General features: G+C 47.6%; 12 protein-coding genes. 4 read left to right on the top strand and 8 right to left on the bottom strand.

Annotated elements, in window-relative coordinates:
• The first annotated feature begins 61 nt into the window (after window positions 1-61).
• Window positions 62-601 (top strand): XRE family transcriptional regulator, encoded by a 540-nt coding sequence (locus V6669_RS28250; RefSeq protein ID WP_338588952.1) that lies wholly within the window; start codon window positions 62-64, stop codon window positions 599-601.
• 243 nt (window positions 602-844) lie between these two features.
• Here V6669_RS28250 and V6669_RS28245 read toward each other — a convergent pair whose 3' ends face one another.
• The 5 genes from V6669_RS28245 to V6669_RS28225 form a co-directional block, all read right to left on the bottom strand.
• Window positions 845-1,564, bottom strand: a complete 720-nt coding sequence (locus V6669_RS28245) for a 3-ketoacyl-ACP reductase (protein WP_338588950.1) — start codon at window positions 1,562-1,564, stop codon at window positions 845-847.
• A 77-nt stretch (window positions 1,565-1,641) separates the two neighbouring features.
• Entirely contained in the window at window positions 1,642-2,541 is a 900-nt protein-coding gene (locus tag V6669_RS28240) for a DUF4097 family beta strand repeat-containing protein (RefSeq protein WP_338588948.1), read from the bottom strand.
• Complete coding sequence (locus V6669_RS28235) at window positions 2,538-3,131, bottom strand: DUF1700 domain-containing protein (protein WP_338588946.1); 594 nt, start codon at window positions 3,129-3,131, stop codon at window positions 2,538-2,540. Before V6669_RS28235 ends, V6669_RS28240 begins: the two co-directional genes overlap by 4 nt.
• Entirely contained in the window at window positions 3,124-3,453 is a 330-nt protein-coding gene (locus tag V6669_RS28230; RefSeq protein ID WP_338588944.1) for a PadR family transcriptional regulator, read from the bottom strand. The genes V6669_RS28235 and V6669_RS28230 overlap by 8 nt, the downstream gene beginning before the upstream one ends.
• A gap of 296 nt (window positions 3,454-3,749) precedes the next feature.
• Window positions 3,750-5,294, bottom strand: coding sequence for an FAD-dependent oxidoreductase (locus V6669_RS28225; protein WP_338588942.1), 1,545 nt, complete (start codon window positions 5,292-5,294; stop codon window positions 3,750-3,752).
• Between the two features lie 369 nt (window positions 5,295-5,663).
• Here V6669_RS28225 and V6669_RS28220 point away from each other — a divergent pair, with 369 nt between their 5' ends.
• Window positions 5,664-8,486 (top strand): glycoside hydrolase family 3 C-terminal domain-containing protein, encoded by a 2,823-nt coding sequence (locus V6669_RS28220; protein ID WP_338588940.1) that lies wholly within the window; start codon window positions 5,664-5,666, stop codon window positions 8,484-8,486.
• Between the two features lie 97 nt (window positions 8,487-8,583).
• Here the strand turns inward: V6669_RS28220 and V6669_RS28215 are convergent, their stop codons facing one another.
• Window positions 8,584-9,423: a methyl-accepting chemotaxis protein gene (locus V6669_RS28215; RefSeq protein WP_036612816.1), complete on the bottom strand. Its 840-nt coding sequence runs from the start codon at window positions 9,421-9,423 to the stop codon at window positions 8,584-8,586.
• Window positions 9,424-9,706: 283 nt separating this feature from the next.
• Here V6669_RS28215 and V6669_RS28210 point away from each other — a divergent pair, with 283 nt between their 5' ends.
• Both V6669_RS28210 and V6669_RS28205 read left to right on the top strand, forming a co-directional pair.
• A complete protein-coding gene (locus V6669_RS28210; RefSeq protein ID WP_338588937.1) occupies window positions 9,707-10,309 on the top strand; it encodes a TetR/AcrR family transcriptional regulator in 603 nt (200 codons plus the stop codon).
• A gap of 42 nt (window positions 10,310-10,351) precedes the next feature.
• Entirely contained in the window at window positions 10,352-10,798 is a 447-nt protein-coding gene (locus V6669_RS28205) for a DoxX family protein (protein WP_338588935.1), read from the top strand.
• Window positions 10,799-10,807: 9 nt separating this feature from the next.
• Here the strand turns inward: V6669_RS28205 and nrdG are convergent, their stop codons facing one another.
• Together nrdG and V6669_RS28195 are read right to left on the bottom strand one after the other, a co-directional pair.
• Window positions 10,808-11,311, bottom strand: coding sequence for an anaerobic ribonucleoside-triphosphate reductase activating protein (nrdG, locus tag V6669_RS28200; protein WP_338588933.1), 504 nt, complete (start codon window positions 11,309-11,311; stop codon window positions 10,808-10,810).
• The gene (locus V6669_RS28195) at window positions 11,308-13,269 is read right to left on the bottom strand and encodes an anaerobic ribonucleoside triphosphate reductase (RefSeq protein WP_338588930.1); all 1,962 of its coding nucleotides are present in this window, start codon (window positions 13,267-13,269) and stop codon (window positions 11,308-11,310) included. The genes nrdG and V6669_RS28195 overlap by 4 nt, the downstream gene beginning before the upstream one ends.
• Window positions 13,270-13,641 lie beyond the last annotated feature (372 nt).

Below are 13,641 nucleotides of genomic sequence, written 5' to 3'. Positions count from 1 at the left end.
TGAAGAAGCGACGCGGACGACTGGTGTCTTAAATAGATCAATAGAAGGGGAGGGACGCAATATGGATATCGGCTTGGCTATTCGTACGATCCGCAAGCAGAAACAGATTACGATCATGCAGATGTGCGAGGGAACGGGGTTGTCCAAAGGTTTTATCAGCAACGTGGAAAATAACAAAACGTCACCTTCCATTGCTACACTTGAAAGTATTGCGGATTATCTGGAAGTGCCACTTCCCTATTTGCTGCTGACACCGGAGCAACGGATGAATGTGGTACGTAAGAACGAGCGTAAGGAAACAACGGCAGGGAGCGGACAGATCAAAGTGCAGCATCTTACAGCCAAAGGTGCGATGCGTATGTCCATTGTGGAGTTGCCGCCAGGTGCATCGACCGGGGTAAGCAAACATGCGGGAGAAGAGAGTCATCTTTTATTGCAGGGCATGATTCGTGCGCAACAAGGTGAAGATGTGGAAATTCTGGAAGCGGGTGATTCGTTTACCTGGAATGCGATCGTGCCCCATGAAGTGACCAATATCGGTGAGGATCCTGCGGTGGTGCTCATTGCGGTGTCCAAAGAATTGGGTCTGGATCATTTGTAGAATAAAAAAAAGGACGGCTCCCAAGTCATGAACATGCGAACATGCATACATGTACAATGGGAAACGTCCTTTTATATTTCTAACGAACTGAGCGAGCCCTATTAGATGATTTTAAGCAGACATCAAGATTTAACGAATCTCAGACGCTTTATTCACTCTTGTGCGTGTAATTTGGCTACATTCCACAGACTTCTGGCGAAATAACGTCGCAGAGATTCGTTAGAAAAATCAGAAGCACACTGTCTATTGCGGATTGGTCGTCCAAATGCCTGCTGCTTTAACGAAGACACGGTCGGACAGCTTGAGCGTTGCGAGTGCAAGTTCAGCTACATCTTCCGCTTGCATCATGCGATCTTCGTCGCCAATTTTCAGTCCGGCATTGGTCGCAAGCTCCGTATTCACTGTGCTTGGTGTCAGTGCCGTTACACGAATGTTGGATTTGCGCACTTCCTGCATCAGAGATTCGGTCATGCCGAGTAGCGCAAACTTGGATGCACAGTATGCCGAACCTGTAGCGAATCCGCGCTCACCTGCAGTGGAAGCAATATTGATAATGCTGCCGCTACTTTCCTTGATCATGCTTGGGAGGACAGCACGTGTGACGTAATATGTACCCATAACGTTAACATGCAGGATGCGTTCCCACTCTTCCGGGTCCATATCCAGCAATGTGCCGAAGCTTGCAATACCTGCATTGTTGATCAGGATATCCACTGCGCCGAGTTCCATCTCAATGGCTGCTACAGCGGCTTCCGCCTGTGTGCGATCCGAGATATCTGCCGCAGCACTGGTTACTTTAACGCCGTATTCTTGACTAAGTGACTGTTGCAGAGCCTGAAGATCGGAAGCGGTACGTGCGATAAGGCCGAGGTGCACACCTTCTTTGGCAAGTGCTTCAGCGATGGCACGGCCGATACCTTTACCGGCACCTGTGATGACAGCTGTTTTATTTTTAAGTTCCATGTGGGTAATTCCTCCTTAGAATTGGACTGGCATTTGATTATACTATATTACCCACAGTTCGGAAATTTGCTTCATCACTATTTGGTAATCTCGATGCTGCCAGAAGAGGTGCGGGCTTTAATCACTTCCCGGCTTACCATTGGGGATTCAGGTACATCCACACTTCCGGAAGTAGCCTTAGCATCGTAGATCCCGTCAAAATCAGGTGCAGCTTGAATGAAAATATCTCCTGATGTTCCAGACGCATTAATTGGGGCGGAATGGGACTGTTCAATATGAATGCTACCCGAAGTGAATTGAACATCGGCTGCGCCGTTTAATTCAGTGATTTCAATATCTCCTGATTTAATCTTACTGTTTACTTGACCAACTACCTGATCAGCAGTGAAGCTTCCGGATGTCTGTTTCACGGTCATGTCTCCATTAATCATGGAAGCGGTAATGTCCCCCGAAGTCAGAGCCAACTCAATATTGGGTACCTTGATGTTTGCCAGACGTATGGAACCGGAGGTGTTATTCAGCTCAAGCTTATTGGCACTCAGATCCGTTAGATCCCAGTCACTTGAAGAGGAGTCCAGCTTAACCTCATTTAACTGATGTCCTTCAGGCAGGGCAATCGTTATTGTGGAATCTTGATCATTCCAGTACAGGGTGAAAAATTGCAATCGTTCACGCTCTGTCTGTGACAGTTGGAATGTATCGTTGGATAAGGTGGCTTGTTCGAAGCTTTTGACTACGGCAGGGTCCCATTTACCATCCACTTCGATATAACCATTCGAATCCGGGCTTATGACAAATTCAATATCTGCACTGAAATTAGCATTCATGATAATGTTCTGCAATTCATCTGCTTTGAAATCCCATCGTTTAGAATAATGCTCCCGTTCATCCCCGAACTGAACGCCATAAATGGATGTCCCAAGTAAACCTATTCCGATACATATCACGGCAAGCGCAAGCCATTTCTTGGTACTCATGCGGAAACATCTCCTTTCAACGTGTTTTTATTCCATCTAATATATTGAAGAGTGACGATTTTGAAGGCTCTAAAGACATACTTCGATGCGATGGCAAACAAAATGCCGACACCGAAAGCGCCAATCGCAACGAAAATTTCCGGTTTATCGAGTTGGCCCAGGAATACAAAGTCCACAACTGCTGCCACAGGAGCCAATACCAGCAAGGAAAGGCTGGCAATAACAAGCCATACCGACCACATCATGAGACCAAGAGGAATGCCAAGGATCAGATTCAGGAATAACAGGCCGATGGCAGTGAAAAAGTTGCGAGTGGCTCTGGTGCTGTTTCTTGGGGATCGCATTTCGCGATACGTCGGTGCATAAAACGCATCTGAACCCGGTGTATGAATGTCATAACGCTCACCGAGTGCTTCCTTGGCGATCTCTTCCGGCTGTCCCAGCTCCCGAGCGATCTCTTCTTCCAGTCTGCCTTCTCGTAGTCCAAGCTGGAAATGTTGATCATAATCTGCGAGCAATTCAGCCCGTTCCTGCGGTTCCATCGGCCGTAGATGAATTTCCATGGCCTGCATAAATTGTTGTCTATTCATTATGAGTTCCTTCCTCAATCAGATTTGCGACATTGCGCACAAAATCATTCCACTCTGTCGTCAGTGCCGACATGTAGTCGCGACCTGTCTCGGACAGTCGGTAATACTTGCGCGGCGGTCCTTCAGTTGATTCTTGCAGGTAGGTAGTGCAGTAACCGTCATTCACAAGCCGGCGAAGCAAGGGATACAGTGCACCTTCAGCAACTTCGATATGTTTGGAGACCGCCTGAGCCAGTTCGTAGCCATACCGATCCTGGCGGTTAATTAATACCAGGACGCACAGCTCCAATACTCCTTTTTTGAACTGGATGTTCACATTCACACAGGTTCCTCCTTCGTAGCTTCATTTATCGCTAGTGTATATTGTTCAGTAGTAGTGAAGTCATCATAGCATTCAGTACTGTTTAATGCAAGGTAGTGACTTTAAAACAGTTCCGTATCACGATTTATCGATAAGAAGTTCGTTTAATACTGACGCTTAGCTGAAGCTGTCTGTTTAGCTATAATTCAGCATACGTAAAAACCGGATCGGTTACTTCCGTCTGAAGGCGGATTCCGATCCGGTCTGTGAGATGAACTTTTGTTTCTTTGGTTTACAGGTTAATCGCTAAATGTCGGTTATTCTTGTGCATCCAGAACTTTAAGGTCTTCCACAGCAGGGCCCTCAATGACATGGCCTGCATAATCGAAGCGTGAACCATGGCATGGGCAATCCCACGAACGCTCGCCCTCGTTCCATTCGACTTCGCACCCGAGATGGGTGCAGGTGGTATCCACCAGAAACAGCTTGCCACTGGTGTCCTTATAGGCGCCAGCACGTTTGCCGTTATGACGAACGACAGCTCCTTCGTCTTCGCCAATATCACTAACGTTTTTGTGCACAATGCCTACTTTACCGGAGATTAATTCCTTGGCTACATTCACATTTTCCACAATAAAATGTTTCATGCCAGGATCGGCCTTGAATCTTGCTGGATCGAATATAGCGGCATGAGGATTGTCACGTCCACTGATACGATCCGCAAGAATGTGTCCTGCCATCGTGCCCGTTGTCATTCCCCATTTGGCAAACCCGGTCGCCACATAGACACGTTCATGTCTTCCGGTAATCGGTCCAATGTAAGGCACCTTGTCAATGGAGATCAGATCCTGAGCTGACCAGCGAAAAGGAATGTTGCGGATACCAAATGTCTCCGCTGCGAATTGCTCCAGGCGTTCATAATGACCGAAGGTGCAGATGCCTTGTCCGGTTTTGTGATTTTCGCCGCCGAAGAGGATAAGTTCCTTACCGTCATGCAAGACGGTACGCAAGGAACGGTACGGTGTATCGTCCGAGATATACATGCCACCAGCATACGGTTTTTCCGGTTCGACTAATACGGCGTACGATCGCTCGGCGTGTAATCGTGTGAAATAAAATCCGGGATCATAGACGGGAAAATGAGAAGCCACGACAATATGTTCCGCTGTTACGGATGGACCATCTCCATAAGTTCTGACATGTAGTGAAGCATCTTCCTCTACATCGGTTACGGTGGTGTGCTCATAGATACGCACCCCTTGTTTCACAGCGGAATCGAGCAAGTAGTGCAGGTAGGCCAGTGGATCAAAGCGTGCCTGACCCGGCATGCAAATACCTGCCCTTGCGGGAACTGGAATAGGGAGTGGATCTACCCACTCACCAGGGATATTGAGTTTGCCATAGGCGGTCAGCTCGATCTCCAGTTTTTTGATGTTTTCCTCCGACTGAATGTAGACGTAGGCATCTTCCTCTGCCCATTGGCAATCAATCTGTTTTTCCTTCACCAGATTGCGCATCCACTTGGCGGCATCGGCATTACCTTCATAGTACATCCGAGCCTGCTCTTGTCCGAAGTGATGCATAATTTCATCAAATATGACGCCGTGTTGTGCAGATACCTTGGCGGTGGTATGACCGGTCGTGCCATCCAATACTTTTCCAGCCTCCAACACGACCACACGCATACCCGTCTGTGCCAGCAGATAAGCGGTAGTAATGCCTGCAATACCGGCACCAATAATTGCTACATCCGCGGTGATATCTTCAGTCAGTTTAGGATAGGCGTCGAATTCATGCGTAGCACGCCACAGTGATTCGGGGACCGGGGGCAGACCCGTTTTGGGCTGCTGATTGTCGCTCATTTGTCTTCCTCCTTGATCATCTTCAATCGGTTGAATCGGTTGTCGTTCAGCGCACATCGTTGTACTCTTATTCATGATTGCCAGACTATGCCAGGAAAAAACGGTGTTGTTCAGATTTTGCAGAGGGGATGTTCACAATTTCCTGCGCAGAACCTCTGTTTTTTTTGTTAAACATGCTATATGATAAGATTACCGAAACCGTTTTAGGTTTTGAAAAGGAGATCAAGTTTTATACCTGTAAACGTTGATTATAAAAGGATTAATCTATCCATCTGAAGTAAGATTTTATCTGAATTAATCCCCGTTTTTTCATAAGATATGTATTCGCTATCATTTTAATTAACTACCGATAACCAAAGGAGATTCCATATGACGACCAACCAAACGAAATATCCGTTTCAGGATACAGCACTAGAGTTAGACACCCGTGTGAAGGACCTTGTATCCCGCTTGACGGAAGATGAAAAAATTGAATCCATGCTGCAATATCAGCCAGCAGTAGAACGCTTGGGTGTGCCTGCATACAAACACGGAACAGAAGCGGCACACGGCCTGGCCTGGCTTGGAGAAGCAACATCTTTCCCACAACCGGTGGGGCTAGCATGCACATGGGATGCAGATCTGATGAAGGAGATTGGCTCCGTGCTCGGAGACGAGGCACGTGTATTTTATAAACGAAATCCGGCAGTGAACGGTCTTACGCTGTGGGCACCTACAGTGGATATGGAACGTGACCCGCGCTGGGGACGGAATGAAGAGGCGTATGGTGAAGATCCAGAACTGACAGCCGAGCTGACAACAGCATTGGTCAAAGGAATTCAGGGCGACCATCCGAAGTATTACAAAGCGGTCGCTACCTTGAAGCATTTTCTTGCGAATAATAACGAAGTGGATCGCGGAAGTGGTTCGTCCAGCATTGATCCGCGCAACATGCGTGAATATTATCTGAAAGCGTTCGAGAAGCCATTTAAGGAAGGCGGCGCACAGTCCATGATGACGGCGTACAACTCCATTAATGGTACGCCAGCGTTGTTGCATCCTTTTGTGAACGAGATTGTCAAAGGCGAATGGGGCATGGATGGTTTCATTGTCAGCGACGCAGGCGATGTAATGGGCATCAAGAACGATCATAAATACTATGATTCCCACACACCGGGTACGGTAGAATCTGTGAAGGCAGGAATTGATAGCATCACCGATGATGCCGAACTGTCCAAACAGGCACTACGTGAAGGATTGGAACAAGGTACACTCACGATGGATGACATCGATAAGGCGTTGTTCAATACGTTCCGTGTGCGTTTCCGTCTGGGCGAGTTTGATCCGGAAGAAGGCAACCCGTACGCTGCTATTGGTGAAGAGTCCATGATGACAGAGAAAGCAAAAGAACTGTCGCTCAGAGCCGCAAGAGAACAAGTCGTATTGCTCAAAAACGACAAAGGCACACTGCCGCTGGACAAAACAAAAGCTGGTAAAGTGGCTGTGATTGGTCAATTGGGCGGAACCGTCTATCGTGACTGGTATGCAGGCACCATGCCGTATAACGTATCCCCACTTGAAGCGATCCGTGGCAAAGTAGGCAGTGATAAAGTATCGTTCAAGGATGGTAATGACCGTATTACGTTAACTTCTGTAGCCAATGGGAAGAAGATTGGAATGGCGGATGGTGAGAAATCACCTGTCATTGCTTCAGGAGAAGCGGAGACATTTATGGTGTCCGACTGGGGCTTCGGAAGTTATACCTTGCAGGCCGAAAGCAACGGCAAATATCTGACCACAGATGAAGAGAACGTAACGGCTTCTGCAGATGAAGTGTACGGCTGGTTTGTGAAGGAAGTATTCCACCTGTTGCCACAACAGGACGGAAGTGTAGGTCTGACGACTTGGAATGGCAAAACGGTGACTTCACCTAATGGTGGAAACGATGCATTTGCGGTGTCCGAAGAACTGAAAACATTTGGTGCCACGGAGACGTTCAAGCAGGATGTGGTTGTGAATGGACTGGAGGAAGCGGTAGCAGCTGCCAAGGCTGCGGAAACGGCAATTGTCTTTGTTGGTAACAATCCGCTTGTAAATGGTAAAGAAGAGATTGACCGTCCAAGTCTGGATCTGGCTGAATCCCAGCAACGTTTGGTTGAGGCGGTCTATGCCGCGAACCCGAATATGGTTGTGGTCATCGTGGGTAGTTATCCATTCACATCGAATTGGGTTCAGGAGAACATCCCGGCGGTATTGTACACTTCACACGCAGGACAGGAACTGGGTAACGCAGTAGCAGACGTATTGTATGGCGACTATGCGCCAGCAGGCCGTTTGAACATGACATGGGTACAATCAGCAGATCAACTGACCGACATCAAGGATTACGATATCATTCAATCCGGTCGGACATATCAATATTTTGAAGGTAATGTATTGTATCCGTTTGGACATGGTCTGACGTATGCAACATTTAAATACAGCAATTTGGAACTTAGCCCAGCTCAAGTGGGTACAGAGGGCAACGTTACGGTAACTGTAGATGTGAGCAATACGGGTTCAATCGCCAGTGACGAAGTTGTACAGTTGTACGTTCGTGCAGGCAAATCCCGGGTGAAACGTCCACTCAAAACGTTAAAAGGATTCCGTCGTCTTCATATCGAAGCGGGAGCTACAGCGAAAGTCAGCTTCACCTTGCCTGTTCAGGAACTGGCAATCTGGGATGTAACTCGTGATCGGTATGTCGTGGAAAGTGGAACTTACTCCATCATGGTTGCCAAGTCATCCTCTGATGTCCAACTGGTTGCAGACCTGACGGTGGAAGGAGAGACGATCCCTGCCCGTAATCTGGGTGTGGCTACTCGTGCCGAGAATTATGATGCTTACCTGGGTGTTGATCTGGATGAGAGCAAAGAGGGCGGAAGTGCTGTCCGTGTAGTTGGAGAGCAAGGATGGATTGCTTTCAAGGATGCCGATCTGGGTAGTGGGGCAGCAGCAATTGAAGCGCGTGTCTCCGCAGAACAAGCAGGTGCGGTGTTGGAAGTGCGACTCGGTTCACCGGACGGTACGCTCGCAGGACGTGTGGAACTGGCACAAGGTGAGGCCCAGCAGTGGTCTACCGTGAAGGCGGAACTCACGGGTGCATCAGGTGCGCAGGATGTATACATTGTGCTGTCCGCAGGTGTACGTATCAGTCACTTCGAGATTCGTTAAGTCAAATAACTCATGAAAAAGCCTCCGAACTTATTCGGAGGCTTTTGTTTATTGTTTGCTATCAAACGCATTTTTTATTGTTTCATTAAACGTATTTTTATTTACCGTCAAACGTAATCATTTTTTGCACAAATTGCTTCAATTGTTTGTTGGTTTCATTTAGTTGCTCAATTGTGCTCATGAAATTATTTACGAGTTCAGCCTGCTCTTGGGAGCTTGCAGTGATCTCACCAAGTTCATTCTCCATGCCTTGAATGGATTGCCGAACCGAGAGAAGAGAATCTTCAATACGGGCCGTTGCTTCTTTGGTATCGACAGACAGTTTGCGAATTTCTTTGGCTACTACGCCGAAACCTGCACCTGCTTCACCTACACGAGCCGCTTCAATGGCTGCATTCAAGCCGAGCAGATTGGTTTGTTCGGAGATTTCACGAATGAAACTGGCAACCTGAGTTACATTGCCTGATTTCTGTACGGCTTGTTTGGAGTTGTTCCTGATCTCTTCGGTTGTGGCACTGAGTTCCTCGGAGTGTGCGGCTACATGCTGTACACTGTCAATTAACTGGTTGGTCAGATTTTCGGTAGCATCCATGAGCTGTTGCAGCTGGTCCTGGTCATCCATACTGTAGAGCAGGTTAAACAGGGCGATGACTTCACCTTTCTCATTTTTAATGGGGATAAAAGCCACGTCAAAAGGAACACCGAATAAATCTTTAGGGTAGTGATCAAATCGTTTGACTGTACCGCCGTTGAGATCAGCAAAATTTCGATTTCCATCCAATAGAGGGTCGCCGGGTTGATAATTCAGTTGTTTTAACGATTCCCCTGCTGAGAAATATAGGAATTTCTCATGATCAATAACGGAGAGGGTTACATCCTGACGAATCGTATCTCGAAAGAAAGGCATACATGTAATTAATGCTTGAACAATATCCATATAAAAGATGATTCCTCCCTAGCTACCTTATGTAAACGGTTAAATTTTAAATGCTAAATTACTAACTACCTATATAATATATCGTCATGCAATAGAGAAGAAAGTAGAGAGAATGGATAAAACCTATTTCTTTAAGGCAGGTCTCTACGAATGCTTCAATTATGCGGGAAATGGTCCGAGAACCAGTTAAAGATTGCTTAATTACTATTCTTATTTACAAACCGATAGTCGGTTTGTATAATTCTTTTAAAGAGTAGAGGAGTAAACAAGGGAGGAAACGTACTTGAAGAATGAAGACAGACGGAAACATACAACGGCTCAGTTATTGGGAGCTACCAAGGAACTGTTACAAGAGAAAGCCTGCCATGCGATTACCTTAAAAGAGATTATGGAACGCTCGGGATTGTCCAAAGGGGCGATTTTTCATTACGTTAGAAGCAAGGACGAAATATTTATCTGGGTTCTGATGGAGCATCTGGAGACGGTGCACTCTGCCGTTCTGTCTACCATTGCGAAAGCAGATATCAAGACGTTTGAAGGTCCGATGCAGATTATCGCTGCGAATTTAGTCGGTCTGGAGGAGCAGGGATCAATGACCAATAAGGTCTTGCTTTATTTGCTGGGCAAAGAGGACGAACCTCAGGTGTCCGAAGCACTACAGCAATTTCACGATAGGTCGGTCAACTATTCGATGCAGTGGATTGAGTTGGGAATCAAACATGGTGTGATAGATAGCTCGATTAATGCAGAGCAGATGGGAGAACTTTTTGTACTGCTCTCCATGGGACTGCGGGTACGCACCTCAATGCATACAAGCGGAAGGTCACACTTGAACTCTGCAGATATAGCTAACTTCATGTCTACCATGCTTAAGCAACAAGACTGATACGGATCTTTTTATAGTAAAGATGATGAAGGAGGATAAGAAATGGCACCACTTATTGCATTATGCACAACTTTTATGATACTTCGCGGGATCGGCTGGCTTGGAGTTCCGATGTTTAATCATTGGCATCCTGCGTTGCAAGGTGCGGTTGTCGTCATGTTTTTGTTGAGCGCATCCGCACACTGGGGCAAACGCAGATCCGATTTGGTTCAGATGGTTCCTCGTGGATTAGTTCACAAGGAGAAAATCGTCACGTGGACTGGAATCCTGGAGATCGCAGGCGCAGTTGGTTTACTTATACCTGGTGTTGCATGGATTGCCTCTACAGGGTTGCTGCTCATGCTCATTGTCATGTTCCCGGCTAATGTCCATGCGGCCCGTGAGAAGTTAACCATAGGCGGCAAAGCTGTGTGGCCAGTTTTCCCACGTCTGATGCTTCAATTGCTGTTCATTACAGCGGTTGTACTCGCTTCGCCATGGTTTGGATAATATACTGCCTCATATGAGTGTGTGCGTCACAATGGTGTGACTTGCCATTGTGCCAGGCACATCAATCAAACGTTGATTCCGGCTGCCGCGGAAGGGCAGGGAGACATCACGCTCTGCTTCAACGTATTGCCCGTCGATAATCACATCGCACAATCGGGCAAGCTCCGCTCTCACAGGGTCGGTGACCAGCTCCTCATATTCGAATCCCGTGTATGCCCATACCGTCAGATCAGGACGTGCAGCGCGGAGCTGCTGAACCCATGACGTACATTCTGCTGCTGAGAAAAAGGGATCACCACCACATAACGTAACGCCATCCAGCAGCGGATGGGTCGTCACTTCATGCAGAATCTGCTGCTGCCGATCCTCTGTAAAAGGCTCACCCGCTCGAAAGCTCCATGAATCCGGACTGAAGCAGCCCGGACAGGCGTGTCGGCATCCGCTGATGAACAACACGGCCCGTAAGCCTGTCCCTTCATTTACCGATTCCGGAATGTAACCATATAGATTCACCGGTGTTTCACCCGATCCCGCACTTCGGCCTGCTTCGCAGCATTGAAGCGTACTTTGTAATCTCCAGTCAGATAACCGGTTACGCGGCGTAACCGCTGGAAGTGCACATGGTTCTCGTGGGCTTCACAGCCTGGGCATACATCCCCGATGACGCCTTCATAACCACATGCAGGGCAGCGATCAATCGGATGATTAATGGAGAAATAACCGATATCCTGCGCCAGTGCATACTGTACAATTCGCAGGAAAGCTGCGGTGTTGGCTCGAACGTTCCCGTCAAGCTCCACATAGGAGATTGCTCCTGCGTTACATAAAGTGTGGAATGGGGCCTCCAGTTCAATCTTCCGATAAGCTGGAAGAGTGTGGTATACCGGGATATGGAATGAGTTCGTATAATACTCACGATCGTTAACTCCGGCAATGAGGCCGTATCGTTCTCTATCGATCTTCGTGAATTTGCCGGATAACCCTTCAGCAGGTGTGGCAAACAGTGTGATATTCAAGTTATGCTGCTCGCTCATCCGATCACAGAACTCTCTCATGGTCCGAATAATGTTGAGCGCTTCGCGGTGTACATGAGGGTCCTGCCCATGATGGCGCCCATAGAGAGCTGTCATACATTCTGCGAGACCGATAAAACCAAGAGATAACGTTCCATGCTTTAATAGATCGGCAACCGGCTCGTTCGGGTCAAGCTGTTCTCCACCTTCCCATACACCCTCCCGCATCATGAAGTCCGATGCCTTGGCAGGCTGTGCTGTCTGAATTCGGTAGCGGTGCAGTAGGCCGGAAGCGGCATTATGCATAACCGACTCCAAAGCAGTATAGAATCCGGCCCGGTCAGCGACAGCTCTGGCACCTTGGCAGATGCCAAACCGGATGCCGAGCTTAACAAGGTTAATAGTGTTGAAGGACAGGTTACCTTTACCACTTTGACGATTGCGACCAAACCGGTCTGCCAGTGTACGTGTGCGGCATCCCATAGTTGCGATGATCGTATCCGGATCTTCCGGATGATAGAAAGGCAGATTGAACGAAGCATCCACATTGACAAAGTTAGGATACATCCGCCGGGATGAACAGGTGACTGCGAGGCGGAACAAATCATAGTTCGGCTCTCCATGAGCCTGATTGATCCCTTGTTTACATTGGAAAATATGTTGAGGGAACACGGGAGTCTCCCCGTTGCCCAGGCCACGGATGGTTGCTTCCAGCAACGAACGCGATACCAACCTTCCTTCCGCTGAAGTACATAATCCATAGTTCAGTGAAGTGAATGGAATCTGACCACCTGCCCGGCTGCTCATTGTATTCAAGTTATGAATCAGTGATTCGGCAGCTTGTCCTGTCTCCAGTTCAGTCTCTTCATAGGCGAAGGCATATGCACGTGGGCACTGATTCTTTGCTTCGATATTGTCCAGATAAAGCTGTTCATCCTCAAGCAGGGCATGCTCACCAAAGAGGCGTTGCCCTTTGCGGTAATGTTTGCGGAACGATCGTTGTACATAAGGGGCCAAATCCCAGTCAATCTTATTGGCCGATACACCGCCATATTGACTGTTCTGCTGGGATTGGAAGATGATCGCAACCAAGGCCATTGCAGACATGATCGTCTGAGGTGTGCGAACCGATCCGTTGCCTGTATTGAAACCCGCAGCAAGAAGACGGTCAAACGGGATAAAGATGCAGTTGGTTGTTCCAAGCGCATACTGATCCAGATCGTGTACATACAGATCCCCGTTCTCCACAGCTTGGGCAAGCTCTTCCGGCAACACATGACGCAGAGCATGCCACTTGGCTGTCTCCGAACCGAGCCTGCTCATCTTGCCGCTGAAGGAGTCTCCGTTCAGATTCGCATTTTCCCTCAGCGTATCGGCGTCTTCTGCGCCAATAATTCGTCTTCCCAGGTCGGATAATAGATCGGATGCCGGTGGAGTGGCATACTCAAGCATGTTCATGTAAGGTTCCTCCTAAAATGATTTTGGGTATCATTCAATTCGCGTTAAATACTATATGTAGATTCATATTATCCATTTATAAACTATATGTGGTTTTTTGGGTGTGATAATGGTCACACAACGTAGTGGGCAACGTGGACTTTCCTTTAATTGCTGTGGATAAAGGTTCCCAAAGTCTGAGTAGAAGCGTATAATTTCTAGTTATCCTGCAAGGATAATATTCGAAGTGAGACAAGATGGACTTTCATCCATCTGAAAAGGCGATTTGCAAACCATTTTTGGTTGTTAAACCATCAACTCAAGACCTGCTTTTGTCCAAAAACAGGCTATAGGCAGGGAGTATGATTCTCTTTTACTTCTACGGTGTTAATC

This window comes from Paenibacillus sp. Y5S-9, from assembly GCF_036894235.1.
In the GTDB taxonomy this organism is placed as follows: domain Bacteria; phylum Bacillota; class Bacilli; order Paenibacillales; family Paenibacillaceae; genus Paenibacillus.
This window is presented reverse-complemented; position numbering and strand designations above follow the sequence as displayed.